Origin of the sequence: Streptomyces sp. NPDC002619, from assembly GCF_042889305.1 — a bacterium.
Lineage (GTDB): Bacteria > Actinomycetota > Actinomycetes > Streptomycetales > Streptomycetaceae > Streptomyces.
Map to the genome: position 1 here is coordinate 132,738 of NZ_JBIAQV010000016.1, position 25,240 is coordinate 157,977.

At 69.4% G+C, this 25,240-nt stretch carries 24 protein-coding genes and 5 tRNA genes; 18 read left to right on the forward strand and 11 right to left on the reverse strand.

All coding sequences use genetic code 11. The features are described from left to right. Positions 1-67 precede the first annotated feature (67 nt). Positions 68-1,663, forward strand: coding sequence for an acyl-CoA carboxylase subunit beta (locus tag ACFYXB_RS24675; RefSeq protein ID WP_351346478.1), 1,596 nt, complete (start codon positions 68-70; stop codon positions 1,661-1,663). Positions 1,664-1,720: 57 nt separating this feature from the next. After that, positions 1,721-1,918 carry an acyl-CoA carboxylase subunit epsilon gene (locus tag ACFYXB_RS24680; RefSeq protein WP_351346480.1) on the forward strand — a complete coding sequence of 66 codons (198 nt, stop codon included), beginning with the start codon at positions 1,721-1,723 and terminating at the stop codon, positions 1,916-1,918. 121 nt (positions 1,919-2,039) lie between these two features. Here ACFYXB_RS24680 and ACFYXB_RS24685 read toward each other — a convergent pair whose 3' ends face one another. From ACFYXB_RS24685 to ACFYXB_RS24720, 8 genes are all read right to left on the reverse strand, one after another. Then, a complete protein-coding gene (locus ACFYXB_RS24685) occupies positions 2,040-2,621 on the reverse strand; it encodes an ATP/GTP-binding protein (RefSeq protein WP_071369867.1) in 582 nt (193 codons plus the stop codon). Next, complete coding sequence (locus tag ACFYXB_RS24690) at positions 2,602-3,171, reverse strand: DUF742 domain-containing protein (RefSeq protein ID WP_389585980.1); 570 nt, start codon at positions 3,169-3,171, stop codon at positions 2,602-2,604. Before ACFYXB_RS24690 ends, ACFYXB_RS24685 begins: the two co-directional genes overlap by 20 nt. Before the next feature lie 96 nt (positions 3,172-3,267). Then, on the reverse strand, positions 3,268-3,681 hold the full coding sequence (locus tag ACFYXB_RS24695) for a roadblock/LC7 domain-containing protein (protein WP_004983065.1): 414 nt from the start codon (positions 3,679-3,681) through the stop codon (positions 3,268-3,270). 10 nt (positions 3,682-3,691) lie between these two features. Beyond that, positions 3,692-6,853, reverse strand: coding sequence for a nitrate- and nitrite sensing domain-containing protein (locus ACFYXB_RS24700; RefSeq protein WP_389585983.1), 3,162 nt, complete (start codon positions 6,851-6,853; stop codon positions 3,692-3,694). Positions 6,854-7,233: 380 nt separating this feature from the next. Further along, a complete protein-coding gene (locus ACFYXB_RS24705; protein ID WP_055614002.1) occupies positions 7,234-7,809 on the reverse strand; it encodes an ATP/GTP-binding protein in 576 nt (191 codons plus the stop codon). Next, a complete protein-coding gene (locus ACFYXB_RS24710) occupies positions 7,790-8,188 on the reverse strand; it encodes a DUF742 domain-containing protein (RefSeq protein ID WP_351346488.1) in 399 nt (132 codons plus the stop codon). The genes ACFYXB_RS24705 and ACFYXB_RS24710 overlap by 20 nt, the downstream gene beginning before the upstream one ends. A 111-nt stretch (positions 8,189-8,299) precedes the next feature. Then, the gene (locus tag ACFYXB_RS24715) at positions 8,300-8,713 is read right to left on the reverse strand and encodes a roadblock/LC7 domain-containing protein (protein WP_003973453.1); all 414 of its coding nucleotides are present in this window, start codon (positions 8,711-8,713) and stop codon (positions 8,300-8,302) included. Between the two features lie 9 nt (positions 8,714-8,722). Further along, positions 8,723-12,481, reverse strand: a complete 3,759-nt coding sequence (locus ACFYXB_RS24720) for a nitrate- and nitrite sensing domain-containing protein (protein ID WP_389585986.1) — start codon at positions 12,479-12,481, stop codon at positions 8,723-8,725. A 567-nt stretch (positions 12,482-13,048) separates the two neighbouring features. Between ACFYXB_RS24720 and ACFYXB_RS24725 the strand changes: the two genes are divergently transcribed. The 10 genes from ACFYXB_RS24725 to ACFYXB_RS24770 all read left to right on the forward strand — a co-directional run bounded on the left by ACFYXB_RS24725 (position 13,049) and on the right by ACFYXB_RS24770 (position 17,921). Beyond that, a complete protein-coding gene (locus ACFYXB_RS24725) occupies positions 13,049-13,237 on the forward strand; it encodes a hypothetical protein (RefSeq protein WP_389585989.1) in 189 nt (62 codons plus the stop codon). 202 nt (positions 13,238-13,439) lie between these two features. Then, entirely contained in the window at positions 13,440-14,225 is a 786-nt protein-coding gene (locus ACFYXB_RS24730) for a fumarylacetoacetate hydrolase family protein (RefSeq protein ID WP_389585992.1), read from the forward strand. Beyond that, positions 14,218-15,702 carry a glutamate--tRNA ligase gene (gltX, locus tag ACFYXB_RS24735; protein ID WP_389585995.1) on the forward strand — a complete coding sequence of 495 codons (1,485 nt, stop codon included), beginning with the start codon at positions 14,218-14,220 and terminating at the stop codon, positions 15,700-15,702. The genes ACFYXB_RS24730 and gltX overlap by 8 nt, the downstream gene beginning before the upstream one ends. Before the next feature lie 124 nt (positions 15,703-15,826). Then, positions 15,827-16,501 carry a DUF4241 domain-containing protein gene (locus tag ACFYXB_RS24740; RefSeq protein ID WP_389585997.1) on the forward strand — a complete coding sequence of 225 codons (675 nt, stop codon included), beginning with the start codon at positions 15,827-15,829 and terminating at the stop codon, positions 16,499-16,501. Positions 16,502-16,597: 96 nt separating this feature from the next. Then, on the forward strand, positions 16,598-17,338 hold the full coding sequence (locus ACFYXB_RS24745) for an HAD family hydrolase (protein ID WP_389586000.1): 741 nt from the start codon (positions 16,598-16,600) through the stop codon (positions 17,336-17,338). Between the two features lie 90 nt (positions 17,339-17,428). Next, positions 17,429-17,500, forward strand: a tRNA-Gln gene (locus ACFYXB_RS24750). Between the two features lie 21 nt (positions 17,501-17,521). After that, positions 17,522-17,594, forward strand: a tRNA-Glu gene (locus ACFYXB_RS24755). 61 nt (positions 17,595-17,655) lie between these two features. Continuing rightward, positions 17,656-17,728: transfer RNA gene (locus tag ACFYXB_RS24760), tRNA-Glu, on the forward strand. 20 nt (positions 17,729-17,748) lie between these two features. Next, positions 17,749-17,820 (forward strand) — tRNA-Gln (locus ACFYXB_RS24765). Between the two features lie 28 nt (positions 17,821-17,848). Then, positions 17,849-17,921, forward strand: a tRNA-Glu gene (locus ACFYXB_RS24770). A 218-nt stretch (positions 17,922-18,139) separates the two neighbouring features. Here the strand turns inward: ACFYXB_RS24770 and ndgR are convergent. Then, positions 18,140-18,856 (reverse strand): IclR family transcriptional regulator NdgR, encoded by a 717-nt coding sequence (gene ndgR, locus ACFYXB_RS24775; RefSeq protein ID WP_351346502.1) that lies wholly within the window; start codon positions 18,854-18,856, stop codon positions 18,140-18,142. Positions 18,857-19,044: 188 nt separating this feature from the next. Between ndgR and leuC the strand changes: the two genes are divergently transcribed. The 4 genes from leuC (at position 19,045) to ACFYXB_RS24795 (ending at position 22,341) form a co-directional block, all read left to right on the forward strand. Continuing rightward, positions 19,045-20,475, forward strand: a complete 1,431-nt coding sequence (leuC, locus tag ACFYXB_RS24780; protein ID WP_389586003.1) for a 3-isopropylmalate dehydratase large subunit — start codon at positions 19,045-19,047, stop codon at positions 20,473-20,475. A gap of 5 nt (positions 20,476-20,480) precedes the next feature. Then, positions 20,481-21,074, forward strand: coding sequence for a 3-isopropylmalate dehydratase small subunit (leuD, locus tag ACFYXB_RS24785; RefSeq protein ID WP_351346506.1), 594 nt, complete (start codon positions 20,481-20,483; stop codon positions 21,072-21,074). A 264-nt stretch (positions 21,075-21,338) separates the two neighbouring features. Further along, entirely contained in the window at positions 21,339-21,569 is a 231-nt protein-coding gene (locus tag ACFYXB_RS24790) for a hypothetical protein (RefSeq protein WP_003993206.1), read from the forward strand. Between the two features lie 136 nt (positions 21,570-21,705). Continuing rightward, positions 21,706-22,341 carry an HU family DNA-binding protein gene (locus tag ACFYXB_RS24795; protein ID WP_389586007.1) on the forward strand — a complete coding sequence of 212 codons (636 nt, stop codon included), beginning with the start codon at positions 21,706-21,708 and terminating at the stop codon, positions 22,339-22,341. Positions 22,342-22,450: 109 nt separating this feature from the next. Here ACFYXB_RS24795 and ACFYXB_RS24800 read toward each other — a convergent pair whose 3' ends face one another. Together ACFYXB_RS24800 and cofC are read right to left on the reverse strand one after the other, a co-directional pair. Continuing rightward, the gene (locus ACFYXB_RS24800; RefSeq protein ID WP_351346508.1) at positions 22,451-22,660 is read right to left on the reverse strand and encodes a hypothetical protein; all 210 of its coding nucleotides are present in this window, start codon (positions 22,658-22,660) and stop codon (positions 22,451-22,453) included. Between the two features lie 9 nt (positions 22,661-22,669). Then, positions 22,670-23,308: a 2-phospho-L-lactate guanylyltransferase gene (gene cofC, locus ACFYXB_RS24805; protein ID WP_389586011.1), complete on the reverse strand. Its 639-nt coding sequence runs from the start codon at positions 23,306-23,308 to the stop codon at positions 22,670-22,672. A gap of 145 nt (positions 23,309-23,453) precedes the next feature. Here cofC and ACFYXB_RS24810 point away from each other — a divergent pair, with 145 nt between their 5' ends. Next, entirely contained in the window at positions 23,454-24,230 is a 777-nt protein-coding gene (locus ACFYXB_RS24810; protein ID WP_389586014.1) for a lysophospholipid acyltransferase family protein, read from the forward strand. Next, complete coding sequence (locus tag ACFYXB_RS24815) at positions 24,227-25,237, forward strand: NAD(P)H-dependent glycerol-3-phosphate dehydrogenase (protein WP_389586017.1); 1,011 nt, start codon at positions 24,227-24,229, stop codon at positions 25,235-25,237. The genes ACFYXB_RS24810 and ACFYXB_RS24815 overlap by 4 nt, the downstream gene beginning before the upstream one ends. The last annotated feature ends 3 nt before the right edge of the window (positions 25,238-25,240 follow it).

Genomic DNA, 25,240 nt, shown 5'->3' on the forward strand with positions numbered 1-25,240 from the left:
AAAACGGGCCGGAGACTGTACGGAGTCGACGGCTCGCTTTCCTTGGTGTCCTTCGTAAGGTCGCTACATGACCGTTTTGGAAGAGACGACGGGTGAGCCCACCGGCGAGCCGACGGACGCGCGCGGGCGGGTCGCCGAGCTGCACGAGATCCGTGTGCAGGCCGTGGCCGGCCCCAGCGAGAAGGCGACCGAGGCACAGCACGCCAAGGGCAAGCTGACGGCTCGGGAGCGGATCGAGCTGCTCCTGGACCCGGGTTCCTTCCAGGAGGTCGAGCAGCTGAGGCGCCATCGGGCGAGCGGGTTCGGGCTTGAGGCCAAGAAGCCGTACACCGATGGCGTCATCACCGGATGGGGGACCGTCGAGGGGCGGACCGTGTTCGTCTACGCCCATGACTTCCGGATCTTCGGTGGTGCGCTGGGCGAGGCCCACGCGACGAAGATCCACAAGATCATGGATATGGCGATCGCGGCCGGGGCGCCGCTGGTGTCCCTCAACGACGGGGCCGGTGCGCGTATTCAGGAGGGCGTCAGCGCCCTTGCCGGTTACGGCGGCATCTTCCAGCGGAACACCAAGGCTTCGGGTGTCATCCCGCAGATCAGTGTGATGCTCGGTCCGTGTGCCGGTGGGGCCGCTTACAGCCCCGCGCTGACGGACTTCGTGTTCATGGTGCGGGAGACCTCGCAGATGTTCATCACCGGGCCGGACGTCGTCAAGGCCGTCACCGGTGAGGAGATCACGCAGAACGGGCTCGGTGGTGCGGACGTGCACGCCGAGACCAGCGGTGTCTGCCACTTCGCCTACGACGACGAGGAGACCTGCATCCACGAGGTGCGGTACCTGCTGTCGCTGCTGCCGCAGAACAACCGGGAGAACCCGCCGCGGGTCGAGTCGACCGATCCCGTCGACCGGCGCAGCGAGGTGCTGCTCGACCTGGTTCCGGCGGACGGGAACCGGCCGTACGACATGGCCAAGGTGATCGAGGAGATCGTCGACGACGGCGAGTACGTCGAGGTCCACGAGCGCTGGGCGCGGAACATCATCTGCGCGCTGGCCCGGCTGGACGGGCAGGTCGTCGGCATAATCGCCAACCAACCGCAGGTGCTCGCGGGCGTGCTGGACATCGAGGCGAGCGAAAAAGCTGCGCGCTTTGTCCAGATGTGTGACGCTTTTAACGTTCCGATCGTCACCTTCCTGGACGTCCCGGGCTTCCTGCCCGGTGTCGACCAGGAGCACGGCGGGATCATCCGCCACGGCGCGAAGCTGCTGTACGCCTACTGCAACGCGACCGTGCCGAGGATCTCGCTGATCCTGCGCAAGGCGTACGGCGGTGCGTACATCGTGATGGACAGCCAGTCCATCGGTGCCGACCTCACGTTCGCCTGGCCTACGAACGAGATTGCCGTGATGGGCGCCGAAGGTGCGGCCAACGTCATCTTCCGGCGGCAGATCGCCGGGGCCGAGGACCCCGAGGCCATGCGGCAGAAGATGGTCAAGGAGTACAAGGTCGAGCTGATGCACCCGTACTACGCGGCCGAGCGCGGCCTCGTCGACGACGTCATCGACCCGGCCGAGACCCGCGAAGTGCTCATCAAATCCCTGGCGATGCTGCACACCAAGCACGCAGACCTGCCGTCCCGCAAGCACGGCAACCCCCCGCAGTAACCCGGCGGATCATTCGCGGTACTCCCGCCGAAACCTCTCTCACGGAGACTGAAACCCATGAACAGCTCTGACATCCGCGTCGAGAAGGGCCACGCCGAGCCCGAGGAAGTCGCCGCCATCACGGCCGTCCTCCTGGCTCGCGCGGCCGCCCAGCCGAGCGTTTCCGAGGCACAGGCCCACCGCGGCCGTGCCAGGGCCGGCTGGCGCCGCCTGGAGCGCGAGCCCGGCTTCCGAGCCCCGCACAGCTGGCACTGAGTACGCGACCAAGGGCCCCTCTCCCGCAGAGGGGCCCTTCTTCGTGCCCTGTGGGGACAGGACATGGCCGAAGGGGCGCCCTCCGAGTGGAGGGCGCCCCTTCGGCGCGTATGGGTCCTGCTCAGCGGAGACGGGCCATCAGGGCGTGTTCCACCAGGGTGATCAGAGCCGACTTGGCGTCCGCGCGGTGGCGGGCGTCCGTCGTGATGATCGGGGTGTCCGGGCCGATCTGGAGTGCCTCGCGGACCTCGTCCGGCTGGTACGGCTGGTTGCCGTCGAAGCCGTTGAGGGCGATGACGAAGGGGAGACCCGAGTTCTCGAAGTAGTCGACCGCCGGGAAGCAGTCGGCCAGACGGCGGGTGTCGACCAGCACGATCGCCCCGATCGCGCCGCGGACCAGGTCGTCCCACATGAACCAGAAGCGGTCCTGGCCGGGCGTACCGAAGAGGTACAGGATCAGGTCCTGGTCCAGGGTGATGCGGCCGAAGTCCATGGCCACCGTGGTGGTGGTCTTGTCTCCGGTGTGGGTGAGGTCGTCGATGCCGGCCGAAGCGGACGTCATGACGGCCTCTGTGCGCAGCGGGTTGATCTCCGAGACAGCACCGACGAACGTGGTTTTGCCCACGCCGAAGCCGCCCGCCACCACGATCTTCGCGGAGGTGGTGGAGCGGGAAGGACCGCCGCTAGAGCTTGCGAAGTCCACTGAGCACCCTTTCGAGCAGTGTCACGTCTGGCTGGCCACCGGCGTTCTCGTCGCCGCCGGGCTGATGGATGGCGACCAGGCCCGCCTCCGCCAAGTCGGCGACGAGGATCCTGGCCACGCCGAGAGGGATCGTGAGCAGAGCCGAGACCTCGGCTACCGACTTGATCTCACGGCAGAGGTTGCAGATCCGCTGATGCTCGGGCAACTGGCCCTGCATCTGGTGCGGCTGCGCGGTGGTGTGCACCAGCGCCTCGATGGCGAGCTGGTACCGCGGGCGGGTCCGGCCGCCGGTCATGGCGTACGGACGCACCAAGGGGTTGTTCGACGCCCCGGCGGGCGCCGGCTCGGGACGTCGTTGCGGCTGCACCGGCTGGATGCGCGGCGCGCGCGGCTGGTCGTACGGCGAAGGGCCGGGGCCCTGCGGCGCGTACGGCTGCTGGTGGCTCGGAGCGGAGGGGAAGTTGTACCGGTTCGCGGATCCGTCGCCCTGGCCCTGGGCAGGACCGTACGACCAGTTGCCCGAATTCGAACCGCCTGGGGGTGTTGCCACTTTCTCTCCTCCTCCGACCGTGCCGGGCACCCATCCCTGTGGAGCCGCGTCCCGAAACCTTACGGCCCCGGCACGCGAAAACGCACCGTCTGTCTGTTAGTTGAGAAGGCTTCCCTGGAGTTCCGCACGCAGATCCGGGGTAAGGACCGTGCCCGCGCGGTCCACCAAAAGGGCCATCTCGTACCCAATGAGGCCGATGTCAGCCTCGGGGTGTGCCAGGACCGCGAGCGAAGAACCGTCGGAGATGGACATGATGAAGAGGAATCCCCGCTCCATCTCCACAACTGTCTGGTTCACGCTGCCCCCCTCGAAAATCCTGGAGGCGCCTGCCGTCAGCGACGTCAGACCCGAGGCGACGGCCGCGAGCTGATCGGCGCGGTCGCGGGGGAAGCCTTCGGACATCGCCAGAAGGAGTCCGTCGGCGGAGACCACCACCGTGTGGGACACCCCCGGGGTGTTGTCCACGAAGTTGGTGATCAACCAGTTCAGGTTCTGTGCCGCCTGGCTCATCGGGCTCACACTAACGCTCCTGGTTGTAGGTGCTGTCAGGACCACTGCGGTGATTCCTAGTGGCCTGGCCGTTCGTTTCACTGCCGGCACTGCGTCCGCGCTGGACGCCCCGACGCAGGTTGCTCAGCCTGCCCCGGACGTCTTCCGGGGCACGGGAGACCTGTGGGCCACCCTGAGGGGTGGTTTCCGCGGCGCCCTCGACCAGATTGGCCTTGGGCACCCGCCGCGGCAGGCCCGAGGAGGTGACCCCGCCCGCCTTGGGCTTCCGGAGCTGCGAGGCCTGCTGCCAGCGCTCGTCGTTCGATGAACGCCAGTCGCTGTCGCCGCCCGACTCCGGAGTCGGGGCCGGAGCCTGCTGGTGCACGCCGTTCGAGCCGTTGCCGTTCGCGCCACCCGCCGGGGAGCCGCGCCGGGGCAGCCCGGCGTCGGTCAGCTGGTGGGAGCCCGAGGGGGCCGGTCCCGAACGGTCGAAGCCTACGCGGTTCCGGTCACCCGCGTCAGCGGGCTGCGCGGATTCCGCTTCCGGAGCGTACTGGCCCGGGTACCCGTTCTGGTATCCGCCCTGCTGCGGCCAGTCGTCCTGGTAGGAGCGCTCGCCGAAGCCCTGGAAGGAGTCGGGGGCGGGAGCGTGGACGGCCCCGGTGTCCTCCTGGACCGGCTCCGCATAGGACGGTTCCGGGTAGCCGCCGCCCGGGGCGAAGTACTGCTCGTCGTACGCCGGCTGCGCGTCGTACGCCCCGGGCTGCTCCTGGTAGCCGCTGCGGCCGTCGGTGTAGTCCTGCGGCGCGTCGAACTCGTGGGCGTAGGACTGCAGCTCGGGGGTTTCCGCCTGGGGGAGTTCCGCGGGCTGGCCCAGCGTCTGGGCCTCCAGGGCCGCGCGGCGCTCCTCGCGCATCAGCGAGCGGCCGACGGGGTCGAGTTCCCGGATGTCGTCGGGGACCTCGTAGCGGCTGTCGTCGAAGCCGAGCTCGGCCGCCGTACGCATCGGCTCGTGCTGGCTGAAGCTCTCGCCCTGGAACGGCTGCTCCGGGATGATCTGCGAGACCGTGAACTCCTCGCGGTCCAGCGGCTGTTCGCCGCCACCGCCGTGGGTGATCGCGTCGGGCAGCATGACCAGAGAGGTCGTACCGGCCTGCTCGCCCGAGGGGCGCAGCTGGACGCGGATGCCGTGCCGGTCGGACAGCCGGCCGACCACGAACAGGCCCATGCGCTGGGAGATCGCGGCGTCCACGGTCGGCGGGTTGGCCAGCTTGTGGTTGATGTCCGCGAAGTCCTCGGCGGTGAGGCCGATGCCCTTGTCGTGGATCTCGACCATGATGCGACCGTCGGGGAGACGGGTCGCGGTGACGCGGACCTTGGTCTGCGGCGAGGAGAACGTGGTGGCGTTCTCCAGGAGCTCGGCGAGCAGGTGCACGAGGTCGGTCACGGCGCGGCCGTGGATCTCGGCCTCCGGGACGCCGGAGAGCTCGACGCGCTCGTACTGCTCCACCTCGGACGAGGCGGCGCGCAGCACGTCGACCAGCGGGACCGGCTGGTCCCAGCGGCGGCCGGGCTCCTCGCCGGCGAGGACGAGGAGGTTCTCGCCGTTGCGGCGCATACGGGTCGCGAGGTGGTCCAGACGGAAGAGGTTCTCCAGCTGGTCCGGGTCGGCCTCGTTGTTCTCCAGGTCGGTGATCAGGGTCAGCTGGCCCTCGATCAGCGACTGGTTGCGGCGCGAGAGGTTGGTGAAGATCGCGTTGATGTTGCCCCGCAGCAGGGCCTGCTCGGCGGCGAGCCGGACGGCCTCGCGGTGGACCTGGTCGAAGGCCCGGGCGACCTCGCCGATCTCGTCGGTCGAGTTGATCGGGATCGGCGCGACCCGGGTGTCGACGCGGCCGGGGTCCGTGCGGGAGAGCTGGTCGACCAGCATCGGCAGGCGCTGCTCGGCGATGCCGAAGGCGGCGTTGCGCAGCTGGCGCATCGAGCGGCTCATCTGCCGGGCCACCGTACCGGCCAGGATGAACGCGAGGAGCAGGGCGAACAGGACCACGCCACCGGTGATGAACGCGGAGGTCTTCGCGTTGTCGGCGATGTCGGAGGCCTCGGTCACCGCCTTGTCGGCCAGGTCCGACTCGAGCTGGCGGTAGCCGTTGAACTTGAGCGTGTTGTACGCCCACCAGTTCGCCGGGGTGACGCCCTTCGCGGCGAGTGCCTGACGGGTGAGCGGCGCGGTGTCCGGCAGCGTCGCCAGGTCGGCGACCATCTTGCTCGGGTCGGCCGGGGCGACGTACTTCGGGTCGGCGGCCTTGGCCTTCGCGACCTGCGCGGCGCCCTCCGTCTTGATCTTCTGCTCGAGGTCGGTGAACTTCTGCGCGTCCTGTTCGGTGCCACCACCGAGGTACTCCTCGACGGCGATCCCCTCCAGGTAGGCGTAGGAGGAGAGCGAGACGCGCTGGGTCGCCAGGTTCGGGGCGTCCGGACCGGGGCTGACCAGCAGGTGCATACCGATCGACCGCTCCAGCGACAGGGCCGCCTTGGTGAGCGAGATGGCGTAGACGGTACGGCCGTAGGAGGTGATGTTTCCGGTGCCCAGACCGAGCTCGTTGGCGAACTCCATCAGGGGGTGGGCGATCGCGACGTAGCCCTCTTCGGTCCGTACGCCGGGAAGCTTGACGTAGGCCTTGCTGCGCAAGTCCTGGAGCTGGGGCTCGACCTCGCGGAACAGCTTGAGTCGGCGCTCCAGGCCGGGCTTGTCCGGCATGTTCTGCGCGGCCTGGTCGAACGCGTCGGCGGCCTGGTCCGTCTGCTTGCGGGCCGCGGTGACGACGTTCTTGTCCTTGTTCAGCAGCAGCGGTGCCGCGGAGACGTCACGCTCGTTGTAGAGGGCGTCCCCATAGGTGAGGGCGGCGCGCACCAGGACGGCGGTGTTCTCCGCGTCCCGGGCCTCCTGCCAAGTGTCGATCGAGCCCTTCACCTGGAAGCCGCCCATGACGAGGCCGACGACCACGGGTATGAGCAGGATCGCGTTCAGCCGGGTCGGCACCCGCCAGTTGCGCGGGGAGAAGGCCCGGCCGCTTGGGGCGGGAGGGGCCGTGGGTTCGGGACCTGGCACAGGGGTGGGCGCCGCAGCGCGCGGCGGCGGGGTGAAGTTGCCCCGCGCCGACGGCTCGGGACCGTTCTTGCTTCGCCTCACTCGACCAACAACCTCTCGGCGGCGGGCACCTACGTCGTGCCGCAGTCTCTCAGCGCCCGGCGTGTCAACGACTACTCGTGAGTACGTCATTGACCAATGGGCAGTTCAGGCATTCCAGCATGTCGACCAGCGCACTTCCAAACAGTGGAAACGGGCAGAGCATCGCCTCGTACGACCTAGATAAAACGGTCATAAAGAACGAGCCCCGCCAAAAGGCGGGGCCATTGTGAGCGCAGCGGCACCGGTCGACCGCGATGCGTGGCGATACCACCCGATTCCTCTGCCGAAACGTTATGAACACCGGAGCCGACCGTGTCAAAGGCCACAGCCGGCTCCGGTGTAAGTACGACAACTGCCGTACGGTGCTCCCGACTTGAGTGCTACCTCAGCCGTGCCATGAGGGCGTGCTCCACCAGCGTGATCAGCGCACTCTTGGCATCCGCGCGGTGCCGGGCGTCCGTCGTGATGATCGGCGCGTCCGGTCCGATCTGCAGCGCCTCGCGCACCTCGTCGGGCGTGTACGGCTGGTGCCCGTCAAAGCCGTTGAGGGCGATGACGAACGGCAGACCGCTGTTCTCGAAGTAGTCGACGGCCGGGAAGCAGTCCGCGAGGCGCCGGGTGTCCACGAGCACCACCGCGCCGATCGCACCACGGACCAGGTCGTCCCACATGAACCAGAAGCGGTCCTGACCCGGCGTACCGAAAAGGTACAGGATCAGGTCCTGGTCGAGCGTGATACGGCCGAAGTCCATGGCCACCGTGGTGGTGGTCTTGTCCCCGGTGTGGGTGAGGTCGTCGATGCCCGCGCTCGCGGACGTCATCACGGCCTCCGTGCGCAGCGGGTTGATCTCCGAGACGGCGCCCACGAACGTGGTCTTGCCGACGCCGAAGCCACCCGCCACCACGATCTTCGCGGAGGTGGTCGCCCGGCCTCCGTCAGAGCTTGCGAAGTCCACTGAGCACCCTTTCGAGCAGTGTCACGTCCGGTGCACCGCCGTTGTTCTCGTCGCCACCCGGCTGGTGAATGGCGACCAGGCTGGCCTCGGCGAGGTCGGCAACCAGGATCCGGGCCACGCCCAGGGGCATGGAAAGAAGCGCGGACACCTCTGCCACGGACTTCACTTCGCGGCAGAGGTGGCAGATGCGCTGGTGCTCCGGGAGCAGTCCCATGAGTGCTGCCGGGTCGGCCGTCGTGCTGATCAGCGCCTCGATGGCGAGCTGATAGCGCGGCCGGGTCCGGCCACCGGTCATCGCATAGGGACGGACCAGCGGCTGGTCGCCCTCGTCACCGTACGGCTCCGCGTACGGATCATGAGAGGCGGTGGGCGGGGTCATGAATCCTCCGGGCGGGACAGCAAGTCGGTCAGTCGTGCCGTCTGAAGGGGCCGGTGGGGGGATTGTGGCGGCCGGACGGTGATTTGGTGAGCTGGGTGGATCCGAGGCCGGTCAGTGGAGCAGACTGCCTTGTAGTTCGGCGCGCAGGTCCGGGGTGAGGACCGCCCCCGCACGGTCGACGAGGAGTGCCATCTCGTAGCCGACGAGGCCGATGTCGCACTCCGGGTGGGCCAGGACGGCCAGGGACGAGCCGTCCGAGACGGACATGAGGAAAAGAAACCCTCGTTCCATCTCGACGACCGTCTGTGCCACGTTGCCGCCCTCGAAGATCCGGGAGGCTCCGGCGGTCAGTGAGGTGAGTCCGGACGCGACGGCCGCCAACTGGTCGGCACGGTCGCGCGGGAAGCCTTCCGACATCGCCAGAAGGAGGCCGTCGGCGGACACGACGACGGTGTGGGACACCCCTGGGGTGTTGTCCACGAAGTTGGTGATCAACCAGTTGAGGTTCTGTGCCGCCTGGCTCATCTGGCTCAACTAACGCTCCTGCTGGTGAGTGGGGCTCGGGAAGCTGCCGGTCTGGCCGTTGCCCGCCTGACGACCCTGCGCGATACCCCGACGGAGATTGGTCAGCCGGCCGCGTACTTCGTCGGGCGCACGCGAGACCTGCGGACCGGGTTGGTGCTGTTGCTGCTGAGCCGTGCCCGGGACGAGGTTCGCCCGGGGCACCCGGCGCGGCAGACCGGAAGTGGTGACGCCGCCCGCCTGCGGCTGCCGTACGCGCTCCGCCTGCCGGACGAGTTCGTCGTTCGGGGAGGTGCGCCAGGCGGCCTGGGCGGGACGCTGAGGAGCCGCGGAGGCGGCGGGAGCGGGAGCCTGCTGCTGCGGGGCCGCGGCCGGAGCCGGGCCGCCCGCCTGCTGCTGGCCGCGGAACCAGTTGGTCTCCAGCGTGTCGTACAGCGGAGTACGGCCGTCGCCGGGACCGCTCGCAGGCGGAAGCGCCTCGGGCTCCTGGCGGGGCGGACGCTGCGGCGGCGCCGGCTGGCGGGGCGCACCGTAGTCGGCGCCGCGGCCGTTGACCTGCGGCTGCGCGTACTGGCCCGTGTTCTGGGCGCCGTACGAGGCGTGGTTCTGACGGCCGGGCAGAGAGTGCTGTCCGGTGGAGCTGCCGTCGTAGCCCTGCGTCGCGAACTGCCCGGTGGAGCCCGCGTCGTAGGCCTGCGGTGCGGCGAACTGGCCCGTGGCGGAAGGGTCCTGCTGTCCGGCCGGCGCACCGAAGACGTCGGAGCGGACGTAGGAGCCCGTGCCCTGCTGGCCGTTCGCGGTGGGACGCGCGTACTGGCCGGTGTTCTGCGGCTGGGCGTACTGGCCGGTGTTCTGCGGCTGGGCGTACTGGCCCGTGTTCTGGGCGCCGTTCACACCGTTGAAGTCGGGGCGCGGGAACTCGCCGGTGGCGGAGGGACCCTGGCGGGCATCGATGCGGGGCATCTCCGCCGTCGAGCCCGGGCCCTGCCGGTCGTCGATCCGCGGCATTCGCGAGGTGTGCGCCGGGTCCTGTTCGTCGTGGCCGCGCGGGGTGTCCAGCGAGGCGCGGGACAGCGGCGGCTGCGCGTTCTCGTCGCTCCAACTCGGGGTGCGCGGTTGCGGGTTGCCGCCCGGCAGCTCGGCACGCGGTCCGCCGCGCGGCGGCAGCTGCGCCTGCCGGCCACGGTCGCCGCGCTGCGAGGGCGCCGTACCGCGAGAGCCGAAGGCGTCCTGCTGCTGGTTGCCGAACGCGTCCTGCTGACCGCCGAACGTGTCCTGCTGGCCCGTGCCGGTGGACTGCAGACCCTGCGGGCCGCCCGGAGCCTGGCCGCCGAAGGCACCCGCACCGGCCGGAGTCGGCCGGCCCTGCTGTCCGTGCGCTGTGCCCGGCGCACCGGGACGGCCGCCCTGGCTCGTGCCGGGCAGCGCGGCCCAGGGACCTTGACCGGCGCCGAGACGTCCACCATTACCGGCGGAGGCACCCGCGCCGATGGCGCCACCGGGTGCCGCGGCGCCGAGGGCACCGCCGCCCTGACCGGCGCCCCGCCGGGCGGCGGCAGCACCCGCGGCCGCCTGCACGGCGGCCGGACCGCCCGCTGCGGGCGCGCCGGACTTGCCCGCGGCCGGCTTCTTTCCGCCCTGGGCGACGTCGACGGGGAGCATGACCAGCGCGGTCGTACCACCGGAGTCGGACGGGCGCAGCTGGATGCGGATGCCGTGGCGCTGCGACAGACGACCGACCACGAAGAGGCCCATGCGGCGGGAGACGGAGACGTCCACCGTGGGCGGCGAGGCGAGCCGCTCGTTGATCGCCGCGAGGTCCTCGGGGGAGAGGCCGATACCGGTGTCGTGGATCTCGATCAGCACGCGGCCGTCGGGCAGCGCGTGACCGGTGACCTTGACCTTGGTCTGCGGCGAGGAGAAGGAGGTCGCGTTCTCGAGCAGCTCGGCGAGGAGGTGCACGAGGTCGTTGACCACGCGGCCGGCCACTTCGGTGGTCGGTACGGCGGCCAGTTCGATGCGCTCGTACTGCTCCACCTCGGACGCGGCGGCGCGGAGCACGTCGACCAGCGGGACCGGGCGGGTCCAGCGGCGGCCGGGCTCTTCACCCGCGAGGACGAGGAGGTTCTCACCGTTACGGCGCATACGCGTCGCGAGGTGGTCGAGCTTGAACAGCGAGGACAGCTGGTCCGGGTCGGCCTCGCGGGACTCCAGTTCGGAGATGAGCGAGAGCTGACGCTGGATGAGGCCCTGGGAGCGGCGCGAGAGGTTGGTGAACATCGCGTTGACGTTGCCCCGCAGCAGGGCCTGCTCGGCGGCGAGTCGGACCGCCTCGCGGTGCACGTCGTCGAAGGCCGCGGCCACCTGGCCGATCTCGTCCCGGGAGTGCACACCGACCGACTCCACGGACGTGTCGACGTCCTGCGGGTCGGACTCGGACAGCTGCTTGACCAGTTCGGGCAGCCGGTCCTGGGCGACCTTGGTGGCGGTCTCCTGGAGGCGGCGCAGCGAGCGGATCATGGAGCGGGCGACGACGAAGGCGCCGACCAGCGACACACCGAGGACGAGCAGGATCAGCGCACCGGAAATGATCGCCTCGCGCTCGGAGGCGGAGCGCAGCTCGCGGGCCTTCTGCTCCATGTCCTCGAGCAGCGTGTGCTCGATCTTCTTCATCTGCTCGATCTTGGTCGAGCTGTCGTCCGTCCAGTCGAGGTACGAGCGCTTGTTGAGCTGGTCGATGCCGCCCTGGCGCTCGAGGACACGCTTGGCGTAGGTGTCGGCTGACTCGATCGTCGGGTTGCCCTCGTCGATGGGCTTCAGCAGTTCCTCGGCGCCCTGGTCCGAGTAGATCTTTCGGAAGATGTTGAGCTCGGACGACTCGCTCTCGAGCGCCGACTCGGCGTACAGCCGGTCGTTCTCGGAGAGGTTGCCGGAGACCTTGGTGGTTTCCGGCAGGGCCGCGGCGATGACGGCGCGCTGCACGGACGCGTACTCCTTGGCGGTGGAGAACGCCGCCAGGGCGCGGGTGCGCTGGATCATCTCCGGGTTGCTGGACGCCTCGGCCATGTCCTGGGAGAGGTCGACCAGCTGGGTGATCAGACGATGGTAGGCCTCGACCGTCTGCGTCGAGTTGTTCTTCGACTGGTAGGCCGACCGGCGGATCTTGGCCAGGCCCTCCAACTGTCCCGCCAGACCGACGAGGCTGTCACGGACACCCTGGAGCTGGCCGTTCTTGCTCGCGGTGTCGATTTCCTCGGAGGCGTTGAGGAAGTTGTCGCGGGCGCGGTCCGTCTTCTCCTGGTAGCCCTTGACCCGGACGTCGCTGGCCGACAGACCGTGAGCCATCGGACCGGCGGACTGGTCGCGCTCCTCCTGGAGCGCGGCGGCCAGCTCGGTCGCCTGCTTGGTCATGTCCGTCAGCAGCTTCATGTTGTCGAGCTGCTGGATGTCGTCCAGGGACTGGTTGATGCGCAGCGCACCCAACGAGGTGGCCGCGACCACGGGGAGCGCGAGCAGCGACACCAGACGCGTGGAAATGCGCCAGTTGCGCAGGGCTATTCGCGCTCCGGGCCCGCTGGGCCCAGTGGCCGGCTTGACCTTCGGAGCCGGACTCGGCGTCACCGACGGCACGGCGCTGCGCCCGGAGCGCTCTCCGCCGTCGCCGGACGGGACCGGGCCCGGGGCGTGCTGGGGCGAGGAACCGCGGTCGGTCCCGCCGTGCGGCTCCGGCTCGGCCGAAGCGCTGCCATCCCTCTTGAAACGTCCCTGCACTAGCGTCGCAACCTCTGGACCAGGTACCCCTCCGCGTGAACGGAAGGACACGGTGTCGGCGTTGTGGGGAGCGCCCTGAAAACGCCCCCCTGGGTGGTCGTGAGTGACCGGCGCTGGCCCCCCGTCTCGCCGCCACTCGGCGCTGCGTTGCGCCCCCTGTGCGCCGGCTCGATCCTGCGGCGGTCCGTGGAATTCCAGCACAGTGCCGGATCTCCAACAAGGCCCATGGGCCGAGCTGTGACCTCCGTGACACCGTGTGAGTGCGGAGTTACCAGGTGTGGAAAGTGATCTCGCACATAACGGACTTAACCCTGCGAGTCGACGGAGCGTAGCCGGTGTCCCAGTCGCCATGATCAGGAGCGGAATGATGGCTTCAGGGGGTCAATGTCCGTTTCGTTAGGGTGGGTTGCGAGCCTGAATTGACCGGTTTGAGCTCGACTTCGTGAGCAAACTCACACGCCAATCATGGGCACTTCAGGTCGGTGCCGGGGAATCCGATGTTTAGCCTGACGCTTTACAAGAGGGAAGTCTCTGTCAGCCCACCGAGAACAGGTCCTGAAGACAACCGTGAAGACGACGATGATGTTCAACAAAATAGCCAACCCCCGTCGCACGACTCTGGCGCACCTCGAGGACGCCGAAGAGCTGCAGACCCCGGAACTGCCGGAGCACTCCCTCGACCTCCCCGCGCAGACCGCGAACCCCCGGCGCACGGTCCTCATGGAGATCCCGGTCGGCACCGCCGCCGCCGAGTAGCACGGACCATGGCTGCCTCCCGCCGGACGCGGCCCGTGATCGACGTCAAGGGCGCCCTCCCCGCAGCGGCGCCCTTCGTCATGCCCGGTGAACAGTACGTCGTGCACGGTAATGCGCGAGGCCGCGGGCCCCTGCCGCGTTAGCCTGGAGCGTCAGACTCCAGCCGACTCGGTCTCACTCAGTTAAGGGGCGCAAGGATCCCGTGCGCATCGCCAGGTTCTCCATCGACGGGAACGTCGCCTTCGGCGCGGTCGAGGGCGACAAGCAGGACGAACTCGTCCTCGACATCATCAAGGGCATCCCGTTCACGGACTTCGAACTCTCCGGTACGAAGGTGCCGCTGAGCAAGGTCCGGCTGCTTCCGCCGGTGCTCCCCAGCAAGGTCGTGGCCTTCGGCCGCAACTACGCGGAGCACGCGAAGGAGCTGGGCAACGAGGTGCCCGACGCCCCGTTCGCCTTCTTCAAGCCCTCCACCTCGGTGATCGGCTCCGGCGACGAGATCCAGTACCCGCCCTTCTCCGAGGACCTGCACCACGAGGCCGAGCTGGCCGTCGTCATCGGCCGGCTGTGCCGCGAGGTCCCGCGCGAGCGCGTCCGGGACGTGATCTTCGGCTACACGTGTGCGAACGACATCACCGCCCGCGACGTCCAGAAGCGCGAGAAGCAGTGGGCGCGGGCCAAGGGCTTCGACACCTCGTGCCCGCTCGGCCCCTGGGTGGAGACGGACCTGGACCTCGCCACCGCCTCCGACCTGACCGTCCAGCTCACGGTCAACGGCGAACAGCGCCAGCTCGGCCGGACGAGCGAGATGATCCACTCCATCGAGGACCTGATCGTCAACATCACCGAGGCCATGACACTGCTCCCCGGCGACGTGATCCTCACCGGCACCCCGGCAGGGGTCGGCCCCCTCAACGTCGGCGACGAGGTCGCCGTCACCATCGAAGGCATCGGCACTCTCACCAACAAGGTTGTCAAGCGTGGCTAGCGCACCCGGCTCCCCCGTTCGCGTTCGTTTCTGTCCCTCGCCCACCGGTAACCCCCATGTGGGCCTGGTCCGCACCGCCCTGTTCAACTGGGCGTACGCGCGCCACCACCAGGGCACCCTCGTCTTCCGCATCGAGGACACCGACGCCGCCCGCGACTCCGAGGAGTCGTACAACCAGCTGCTCGAGGCGATGCGCTGGCTGGGCTTCGACTGGGACGAGGGCCCCGAGGTGGGCGGCCCGCACGCGCCGTACCGCCAGTCGCAGCGCATGGACATCTACAAGGACGTCGCCCAGAAGCTCCTGGACGCGGGCCACGCCTACCACTGCTACTGCTCGCAGGAGGAGCTGGACGCCCGCCGCGAGGCAGCCCGCGCCGCCGGCAAGCCCTCCGGGTACGACGGCCACTGCCGCGACCTCACCGCCGAGCAGGTCGAGGAGTACAAGGCCCAGGGCCGCATGCCGATCGTCCGCTTCCGCGTGCCCGACGAGACGATCACCTTCACGGACCTGGTCCGCGGCGAGATCACGTACCTCCCCGAGAACGTCCCGGACTACGGCATCGTCCGCGCCAATGGCGCCCCGCTGTACACGCTGGTCAACCCGGTCGACGACGCCCTGATGGAGATCACCCACGTCCTGCGCGGCGAGGACCTGCTCTCCTCCACCCCCCGCCAGATCGCCCTCTACAAGGCGCTGATCGAGCTGGGCATCGCCAAGGGCATCCCCGAGTTCGGCCATCTGCCGTACGTGATGGGCGAGGGCAACAAGAAGCTCTCCAAGCGCGACCCGCAGTCCTCCCTCAACCTCTACCGCGAGCGCGGCTTCCTGCCCGAGGGACTGCTCAACTACCTCTCCCTGCTCGGCTGGTCGCTCTCGGCCGACCAGGACATCTTCGGGATCGACGAGATGGTCGCGGCCTTCGAGATCACCGACGTGAACCCCAACCCGGCCCGCTTCGACCTGAAGAAGTGCGAGGCGATCAACGCCGACCACATCCGACTGCTGGACGTGAAGGACTTCACGGAGCGCTGCCGCCCGTGGCTCCAGGCGCCGTTCGCGCCCTGGGCCCCGGAGGACTTCGACGAGGCCAAGTGGCAGGCGGTCGCCCCGCACGCCCAGACCCGGCTCAAGGTCCTGTCCGAGATCACGGACAACGTCGACTTCCTGTTCCTGGCCGAGCCGGTCGAGGACGAGGCGAGCTGGCAGAAGGCCATGAAGGAGGGCGCGGACGCGTTGCTCCGCACGGCCCGCGAGAAGCTCGAGTCGGCCGACTGGACCTCGGCGGAGTCCCTCAAGGAGGCCGTCCTGGCCGCCGGCGAGACCCACGGCCTCAAGCTCGGCAAGGCCCAGGCGCCCGTCCGCGTCGCCGTCACCGGCCGCACGGTCGGCCTGCCCCTCTTCGAGTCCCTGGAGATCCTGGGCAAGGAGAAGACACTGGCCAGGATCGACGCGGCGCTGGCGAAGCTGACGGCGTAAGCCGCACGCGCGTGAGGGGCGGCAGCCGCATCGGCTGCCGCCCCTTCGCGTCGGTACCCGGCACGGCGTTGTCGGTGCGGCGGGCTACTGTTCCGCCGTCCGACTTCCAGGAAGGCGCACCGTCATGCCCATGCCCGCTCCCGACTACACGTGGCTGTTCACACCGGGAAGCACGTTCACGTACGACTCCGGAACCATCGGCGTGATCCAGCTCGCGGACGGCGGGGAACTGACCCTGCCCACCGGCCGCGTCGTCGCCTGCGACCCCTTCGTGTACCTGGGCCAGGGAGACGTCGAGCCCTTCACTGTCACGGTCGAGCCGGGTAGCTATCGCGTGGAGGCGGCGGTGGCACGGCTTGCGAAGCCCGGCGAGCCCCCGTCCGGCACACCGCACCACCGCGTGGCCGCGGCCCGCCTCGTCGTCCGCGACGAACCCACCGCCACCTGGGAACTCGCCCTCCAGCCCGGCCAGGACCCCGCCGAACTCGGCGAGGACGAGTTCTACGGCTACGGCGTCGACGCCGGCACCGGCTGCTTCTACGACGCGGCGGCCGATGGCTCCTTCCTCGAATGCGAGGGCGACGAGGGGCCGTTGTGGGACGCCTTCGAGAACAGCGGCTGGAGCCACGGCCCGCACCTGATCACGTCACCCGACACCGGCCACACCCTCGTCGCCTTCACCTCCGGCTGGGGCGACGGCGCGTACCCCACGTGGATCGGCCGCAACGCCACCGGCGAGGTCACCTGCTTCGTCACGGATTTCTTGGTCGCCCCGGACCCGACGGCCGTGGAGGCCTGACCCCGCCGATCGCCGGACGCGACACCTACTTCGACGCTGTATTCCTCGGGGGACAACCCCCGAACCCCCAGCCGATCCGGCGGTACTGTCGGTGTCATGGCGATCCGAGCCGTCGTTTGGGACGTGGACGACACCCTCTTCGACTACACCTCCGCGGACCGGACCGGTATGCGCGGACACCTCGCCGCGGAGGGTCTGCTCGACGGGTACGACAGCGTGGAGGCCGCCCTCGCCCACTGGCGGGAGGTCACCGACCGGCAGTGGGCGCGGTTCGGGGCGGGGGAGGTCGGCTTCGAGGAGCAGCGCCGCGACCGGGTGCGGGAGTTTCTGGGCAGGGAGCTGAGCGACGACGAGGCCGAGGCCTGGTTCCACCGGTACCGCGGTCACTACGAGGCGGCTTGGAGTCTGTTCCCGGACGTCCTGCCCGCCCTCGACGCCCTCGCCGCCAGCCACCGCCACGCGGTGCTGTCCAACTCCAGCATCAAGGTGCAGGAGTACAAACTCCGCACCCTGGGCGTCCGTGAGCGCTTCGAGACCGTGCTGTGCGCGGCCGAGCTGGGTGTCTCCAAGCCCGAGGCCCGAGCCTTCCTGGCGGCCTGCGAGGCGCTGGAACTGCGGCCGCACGAGGTGGCGTACGTCGGCGACCATCCGGAGATCGACGGACGAGGCGCCGCGGAGGCCGGGCTGCTGTCCGTCTGGATCGACCGGGACGGTGCGTACGGCGCGTTCACCAGCGGTGACGCCGCCGCCGGCCCGCATCGGATCGCCTCGCTGGCCGAACTTCCCACGATCCTCGGCGCGGATACCCGTTTTGGAGCCCCGTCCACCTTCAGGTAATGTTCTTCCTGCGCCGCCGGAGAGCGGGCCGAAAGGCCGGACCCGGAGGCGCAAACTAGAACGATATCCCCGTAGGGGCTTGCGTTCCAGTGGCCTATGGTGTAATTGGCAGCACGACTGATTCTGGTTCAGTTAGTCTTGGTTCGAGTCCAGGTAGGCCAGCTCGCAGAGCTCATCTGCAAAGCCCCCGTTGTGTAGCGGCCTAGCACGCTGCCCTCTCAAGGCAGTAGCGCCGGTTCGAATCCGGTCGGGGGTACAGATCCTTCCCGCGAAGGCAGCCGGGTCGCTCCCGCCGCCCTCGATGCAGGATCGCTAGGGCCCCCGTTGTGTAGCGGCCTAGCACGCCGCCCTCTCAAGGCGGTAGCGCCGGTTCGAATCCGGTCGGGGGTACGCACTGGTCTAAACCACATTGGTCTATGGTGTAATTGGCAGCACGACTGATTCTGGTTCAGTTAGTCTTGGTTCGAGTCCAGGTAGACCAGCTCGGACCTGCGGAAACGCAGGCTCCACGCCCCCGTTGTGTAGCGGCCTAGCACGCCGCCCTCTCAAGGCGGTAGCGCCGGTTCGAATCCGGTCGGGGGTACGGGACGATGGCTCTTCGCCTCAGCCGATGCGCTTGAGGTGGGGGCCATTTCTGTTGTCCGGCGGGTGCGGGTCTTCGTGGGTTGCTCGCGCCCACGCGGCGCAGCCGCATATCGATACAACCCCGCGCCCCTTGGGAGGGGTCGCTCCCCGTCGGTTCGAACCTGCCGCGGCGTTGAGGCCGGCCTTTCCCGACGGGGTACGACGTCCCAATGATTCTCAGCCCGAGCGGCGTAGTGCCTCCGACAGGCGGGACGCCGCGTCGATGACCGCCTGGGCGTGCATACGGCCCGGGTGGCGCGTCAGGCGCTCGATGGGGCCGGAGACGGACACCGCGGCCACCACGCGGTTCGAGGGACCGCGCACGGGCGCCGAGACGGACGCGACGCCCGGCTCGCGCTCGCCGATGGACTGGGCCCAGCCACGCCGTCGTACGCCCGACAGAGCCGTCGCCGTGAAGCGGGCGCCCTGCAGGCCCCGGTGCAGGCGTTCCGGCTCCTCCCAGGCGAGCAGGATCTGCGCCGAGGAACCGGCCTTCATGGTGAGCGTGGAGCCGACCGGGACCGTGTCCCGAAGGCCGGACAGGCGTTCCGCGGCGGCGACGCAGATACGCATGTCACCCTGGCGTCGGTAGAGCTGCGCGCTCTCGCCGGTGACGTCCCGGAGGTGGGTGAGCACCGGGCCGGCCGTCGCAAGCAGGCGGTCCTCGCCCGCCGCCGCGGCCAGTTCGGCCAGGCGCGGTCCGAGGATGAACCGGCCCTGCATGTCGCGTGCCACCATGCGGTGGTGTTCGAGGGCCACGGCCAGCCGGTGAGCCGTGGGTCGTGCCAGTCCGGTGGCGCCGACCAGACCCGCGAGGGTGGCCGGACCGGACTCCAGGGCGCTCAGGACAAGGGCTGCCTTGTCCAGGACGCCGACGCCGCTACTGTTGTCCATGCAACGATACTCACGTCTCACTCTGTGAAACGCAAGTTCAATTTTGCAGGGAACGCGCCACCCTGGAATCACACAGCGGCCCGTGGACCAGAGGGCCTGACGGCGGACGCCCGTACAACAGGGGCGCGGGCGCCGTCTCACGATCTCTAGATGGGCCGGTGGACGTGTGCCGGCCGAAGGGAACAGCGATGGGTAGGACACTCGCGGAGAAGGTCTGGGACGACCATGTCGTCCGGCGCGCCGAGGGCGAGCCCGACCTCCTCTTCATCGATCTGCACCTGCTGCACGAGGTGACCAGCCCGCAGGCCTTCGACGGCCTCAGGCAGAACGCCCGCCAGGTGCGCCGCCTCGACCTCACCATCGCCACCGAGGACCACAACACCCCTACCCTCGACATCGACAAGCCCATCGCCGACCCGGTCTCGCGCGCCCAGCTGGAGACGCTGCGCAAGAACTGCGCCGAGTTCGGAGTGCGCCTGCACCCGCTGGGCGACGTCGAGCAGGGCGTCGTGCACGTCGTCGGCCCGCAGCTCGGTCTGACCCAGCCCGGTACGACGGTCGTCTGCGGCGACTCCCACACCTCCACGCACGGTGCCTTCGGCGCGCTGGCCTTCGGCATCGGCACCTCGCAGGTCGAGCACGTGCTGGCCACGCAGACGCTGCCGCTGGCCCGCCCGAAGACCATGGCGATCACGGTCGAGGGCGAGCTGCCCGACGGTGTCACCGCCAAGGACCTGATCCTCGCGATCATCGCCAGGATCGGTACGGGCGGCGGCCAGGGATACATCCTGGAGTACCGCGGTTCCGCCATCGAGAAGCTCTCGATGGAGGCCCGGATGACCATCTGCAACATGTCGATCGAGGCCGGTGCGCGTGCGGGCATGATCGCCCCCGACGAGACCACCTTCGAGTACATCAAGGGCCGCGCCCACGCCCCCGAGGGCGCCGACTGGGACGCCGCGGTGGAGTACTGGAAGACCCTGCGCACCGACGACGACGCCGTCTTCGACGCCGAGGTCGTCATCAAGGCCGACGAGCTCTCGCCGTTCGTCACCTGGGGCACCAACCCCGGCCAGGGCGCGCCGCTTTCGGCCGCCGTCCCCGACCCGGCTTCGTACGAAGACGCTTCGGAGCGCCTGTCCGCCGAAAAGGCCCTGGAATACATGGGGTTGGAGGCCGGCCAGCCGCTGCGCGACATCAAGGTGGACACCGTCTTCGTAGGCTCGTGCACCAACGGCCGTATCGAGGACCTGCGCGCCGCCGCCGGCATCCTCAAGGACCGCAAAGTCGCCGACGGCGTACGGATGCTGGTCGTGCCGGGGTCCGCACGCGTGGGTCTGCAGGCCGTCTCGGAGGGCCTGGACATCGTCTTCAAGGAGGCCGGCGCCGAATGGCGGCACGCGGGCTGCTCGATGTGCCTCGGCATGAACCCCGACCAGCTGGCCCCCGGTGAGCGCTCCGCCTCCACCTCCAACCGCAACTTCGAGGGCCGGCAGGGCAAGGGCGGCCGTACGCACCTGGTGTCGCCGCAGGTCGCGGCCGCCACGGCGGTCCTCGGCCACCTGGCCTCGCCCGCCGACCTGTCCGACGCCGACATCCGTACGCCCGCTGGAGTCTGAGAGCCATGGAAGCATTCACCACGCACACCGGCCGGGCCGTCCCGCTGCGCCGCTCCAACGTCGACACCGACCAGATCATCCCTGCTCACTGGCTCAAGAAGGTGACCCGGGACGGTTTCGAGGACGGGCTGTTCGAGGCCTGGCGCAAGGACCCGGAGTTCATCCTCAACCGTCCCGAACGCCGGGGCGCGACCGTCCTGGTCGCCGGTCCCGACTTCGGCACCGGTTCCTCCCGTGAGCACGCGGTCTGGGCGCTGCAGAACTACGGCTTCAAGACGGTGATCTCGTCCCGTTTCGCCGACATCTTCCGGGGCAACTCGCTGAAGAACGGCCTGCTCACGGTGGTTCTCGAGCAGAAGATCGTGGACGCCCTGTGGGAGCTGACCGAGAAGGACCCGCAGGCCGAGATCACGGTCGACCTTCAGGCGCGCGAGGTGCGTGCCGAGGGCGTCACCGCCTCCTTCGAGCTGGACGAGAACTCCCGGTGGCGGCTGCTGAACGGCCTGGACGACATCTCCATCACCCTCCGGAACGAGGGCGACATCGCCGCGTACGAGGCCAAGCGCCCGTCGTACAAGCCGCGGACGCTGAACGTCTGAGTCGCAGCTCCCCGCGGGTCGAGATTCGGCCACCTCAACACCCCGGCTGTACCCCCGATCGCCACGATTGGGGGTACAGCCATGTCTGGGCCCGAACGGCCTCGCGCCCGTCCGCCGGAACGCTCAACTGCCCACGTTCCGGCGGTCGTTGCCGGGGTAGGCGGTTCGTCGTGGAGCGGCTCGCGGCGTGCCCCGGAAGGCCGTTGGGGGCGGCAGTTGCCCCCTGGGCAGGCGACAACTCGCCCCAGATGGCACAATCTGTGCATGGAACACGACGGCCAACTCGAGCTCTATGCGGCGGTCGCGGGCCAGCTGAAGGAAGCGCACGCAAGAGTGCGCGCACTGCAAGTCCCGGAGGGCGTACGGATGGCGCTGACCCGGAAGCTGCTGGTCATTACGGCCGCGGCCAAGCACGATCTCGCCGACGCGGCAAGGCGTCTCGAGCGGTTCACCGCCGACCTCGACGAGGGACGAATCCCCGACGAGGAACGCTGAACAAGCCGAGAGGGCCGAGTCTGCTGCGGCACAAGGGTGATTAGCCCGTTTCGTGTTTGATTTGCGGTATATATCTGCCTAACGTGCGAAAAAGCCTGAACAGTTTCGTTCCGGCGATGTCTCCGAAGGGGAAGACGTGAACAAGGCGCAGCTCGTAGAAGCGATTGCCGACAAGCTGGGCGGTCGCCAGCAGGCCGCCGACGCTGTCGACGCGGTCCTGGACGCCATTGTCCGCGCGACCGTTGCGGGGGACCGGGTCTCGGTCACCGGTTTCGGTTCGTTCGAGAAGGTGGACCGTCCCGCCCGGTACGCCCGCAACCCCCAGACGGGCGAGCGGGTTCGGGTCAAGAAGACCTCGGTGCCGCGCTTCCGTGCCGGTCAGGGCTTCAAGGACCTGGTGAGCGGCACGAAGAAGCTCCCGCGCGGCGGCGAGGTCGCGGTCAAGAAGGCGCCCAAGGGCAGCCTGACCGGTGGCGCTGCGGCGACGGTCAGGAAGGCCGCCGCCAAGAAGACCACCGCCAAGAAGGCGGCCGCGGCGAAGAAGACCACCGCGAAGAGGGCGGCGGCGAAGAAGACCACCGCCGCCGCGAAGAAGGCCACCGCCAAGAAGACGACCGCGAAGAGCGCGGCCGCCAAGAAGACCGCGGCGAAGGCCACCGCCAAGAAGGCGGCGGCCAAGAAGGCCCCGGCGAAGAAGGTCACCGCCAAGAAGGCCCCGGCCAAGAAGTCGACGGCACGCAAGATCACCGCCAAGAAGGCCACCGCCCGCTAGACGCGGGGCCACAGGGGCACTCACACGCCGGGCCGGACTCCCTCGGGAGCCCGGCCCGCGGCGTGTTCACGGGGCGTGTTCACAGGGAGGGAAGGGGGAATTCAGGCGCTCACAGCGTCTGCAGCGTCACCAGCGTGATCCGCAGGCCCTCGCCGCCGTCCGCCGGCTCGGTCTCGATCCGCACCCGCTGTCCGGGGCGCAACAGCCGCAGCCCGCCCGCGTCGAACGCCGACGCGTCGAACGGCACCGGCGTGCCGTCGTCCAGCAGCACCTGCCCGCTGCGGGTTTCGGGGTCGTACGTGTATGCGGTCGCCTGCATGACGGCAGCCTACTGTCCCGGGATCAGCAACCGCGCGGCCGCGGCCGCCGTGCGCGGGCCCACCCCGAGCGTCAGCGCCGCGCGCAGGTCGTCGCCGGTGTCCACGTCTTGCCGTACCGAATCGACCGCGTCCAGCCGGAGTTCCACCGCCCCGGACGCGCGGTGCCGGGCCCGGGAATCGGTGCCGAAAGCCGGGCGCAATTCATGACCGGGGGTCGCCGTCAGCAGAGTGGTGCCGATTGCGGCCGCATCGGGGAGAAAAGCACGCGGGAATTCCGCCGCCGCGTCGAGCACCCGGGACAATTCCGGCGGGCGCAGCGCGGGCAGATCGGCGTTCAGAGCGGCCACCGGAGATCCGGGACGCGCGGTGCGTACGGCCCCCGCCCCGTGCGCCAGCGCGGAGTTCAGGCCGCCTCCCGGTTCGTCGGCGACGACGCGGGCGCCGAGTGCCGCCAGCTCGCGGCCGGCCAGGGCGTCGTCCGTGACAACTGCCACATCCCGCACGGCCGGGCAGGCCAGCGCGGCGGCCACCGTGTCCTGTGCGAACGCGAGGGCGAGCCCCGGGCGCAAGCCGTCGTCGGCTGTGTCCGAGAGCCTGCTCTTGGCGTGCGCCAAGGGCTTCACAGGGATGACCAAGGTCCACTGCACCGACGTACCGTCCCTCTCTCGTTATGGACATTGTCACCTGGACCATCTGGCGGCCTGGGCGGCGGGGCGTACGGTGTTCTCGACAGACAGGCGGCCTGGGGCGACACTTGTGCGGCCCCCCATGGCTCTAGAGGAAGGTGTCCGCGTGCCCCGCCGCAGAATCGGCTTCTGGTACCGCTTCGCCGCGGTGATCTGCAAACCGCCACTGGTGGTTCTGATCAAGCGGGACTGGCGTGGAATGGAGCACATTCCGGCCGAGGGCGGATTTATCACCGCGGTGAACCACAATTCCCACATCGATCCCTTCGCGTACGCGCACTATCAGTACAACACCGGACGGGTTCCGCGATTCCTCGCGAAGAGTGGGCTTTTCAAGAAGGGATTCGTCGGTGCCGCGATGCGCGGCACCGGACAGATCCCCGTCTACCGCGAGAGCACCGACGCGCTGAGCGCCTTCCGGGCCGCCATCGACGCCGTGGAGCGCGGTGAGTGCGTCGCCTTCTACCCCGAGGGCACCATCACCCGGGACCCCGACGGCTGGCCCATGACCGCCAAGACCGGTGCCGCGCGCGTCGCCCTGCAGACCAGGTGCCCGGTCATTCCGGTCGCCCAGTGGGGCGCCAACGAACTGCTGCCGCCGTACAGCAAGAAGCCGCAGCTCCTGCCGCGCAAGACCCACCATGTGCTCGCCGGCCCGCCGGTGGACCTGTCGCGCTTCTACGGCAAGGAGATGACCGCGGAGGTCCTCAAGGAGGCCACCGAGGTCATCATGGCCGCCATCACCCGCCAGCTGGAGGAGATCCGCGGCGAGAAGGCGCCCGCGACGCCCTACGACCCGCGCCGGGAGCGGATCGAGCAGCGGCGCAGGACGCGGGCGCAGACCGGCCAGGAGCAGGAACAGGAAGGGGCCAGCGGCAAGTGAGCAAGGGTGTCAAGGCGGCGGTCTTCAGCGCCGGTTCGTGGGGTACGGCGTTCGGGATGGTGCTTGCCGACGCGGGCTGCGAGGTCACCCTGTGGGCCCGCCGCCCGGAGGTCGCCGAGGCGATCAACTCCGCCCGGACCAACCCCGACTACCTGCCCGGCGTCGAGCTCCCGGAGAACCTGCGGGCCACCACCGACCCCGCCGAGGCCGCGGCCGCCGCCGACTTCACGGTCCTGTCGGTGCCCTCGCAGACACTGCGCGCCAACCTCGCCGGCTGGGTACCGCTGCTCGCCCCCGACACCGTCCTCGTCTCCCTGATGAAGGGCGTCGAACTCGGCTCCGCGATGCGGATGAGCGAGGTCATCGAGGATGTCGCCAAGGTCGGTCAGGACCGTATCGCCGTGGTCACCGGGCCCAACCTGGCCCGTGAGATCGCCGCGCGCATGCCGGCCGCCGCCGTGGTCGCCTGCACCGACGAGGCGGTCGCCCAGCGCCTGCAGGCCCACTGCCACACGCCGTACTTCCGGCCGTACACCAACACCGACGTCGTCGGCTGCGAACTCGGCGGCGCGGTCAAGAACGTGATCGGGCTCGCGGTCGGCATCGCCGACGGCATGGGGCTCGGCGACAACGCCAAGGGCTCGCTCATCACGCGCGGGCTCGCCGAGACCACCCGGCTCGGCCTCGAGCTCGGCGCCGACCCGCTGACCTTCTCCGGACTCGCGGGCCTCGGCGACCTGGTGGCGACCTGTTCCTCGCCGCTGTCCCGCAACCACACCTTCGGCACCAACCTCGGCAAGGGCATGACCCTCGAGGAGACCATCGCGGTCACCAAGCAGACCGCCGAGGGCGTCAAGTCCTGTGAGTCCGTGCTGGATCTGGCCCGCCGGCACGGCGTCGACATGCCCCTCACGGAGACCGTCGTGGGCATCGTGCACGAGGGCAAGCCGCCGGTGGTCGCCCTCAAGGAACTGATGTCGCGCAGCGCGAAGCCCGAACGACGCTGAGCG

Bases quoted from the DNA above. Each gene is read 5' to 3' on its own strand.
- ACFYXB_RS24715 (WP_003973453.1), bottom strand. From the start codon at position 8,713: ATGAGCCAGGCGGCACAGAACCTCAACTGGTTGATCACCAACTTCGTG.
- ACFYXB_RS24740 (WP_389585997.1), top strand. From the start codon at position 15,827: ATGCCCATGCCCGCTCCCGACTACACGTGGCTGTTCACACCGGGAAGC.
- ACFYXB_RS24675 (WP_351346478.1), top strand. From the start codon at position 68: ATGACCGTTTTGGAAGAGACGACGGGTGAGCCCACCGGCGAGCCGACG.
- ACFYXB_RS24680 (WP_351346480.1), top strand. From the start codon at position 1,721: ATGAACAGCTCTGACATCCGCGTCGAGAAGGGCCACGCCGAGCCCGAG.
- leuD (WP_351346506.1), top strand. From the start codon at position 20,481: ATGGAAGCATTCACCACGCACACCGGCCGGGCCGTCCCGCTGCGCCGC.
- ACFYXB_RS24800 (WP_351346508.1), bottom strand. From the start codon at position 22,660: ATGCAGGCGACCGCATACACGTACGACCCCGAAACCCGCAGCGGGCAG.
- ndgR (WP_351346502.1), bottom strand. From the start codon at position 18,856: ATGGACAACAGTAGCGGCGTCGGCGTCCTGGACAAGGCAGCCCTTGTC.
- ACFYXB_RS24695 (WP_004983065.1), bottom strand. From the start codon at position 3,681: ATGAGCCAGGCGGCACAGAACCTGAACTGGTTGATCACCAACTTCGTG.
- leuC (WP_389586003.1), top strand. From the start codon at position 19,045: ATGGGTAGGACACTCGCGGAGAAGGTCTGGGACGACCATGTCGTCCGG.
- ACFYXB_RS24745 (WP_389586000.1), top strand. From the start codon at position 16,598: ATGGCGATCCGAGCCGTCGTTTGGGACGTGGACGACACCCTCTTCGAC.
- ACFYXB_RS24710 (WP_351346488.1), bottom strand. From the start codon at position 8,188: ATGACCCCGCCCACCGCCTCTCATGATCCGTACGCGGAGCCGTACGGT.
- ACFYXB_RS24790 (WP_003993206.1), top strand. From the start codon at position 21,339: ATGGAACACGACGGCCAACTCGAGCTCTATGCGGCGGTCGCGGGCCAG.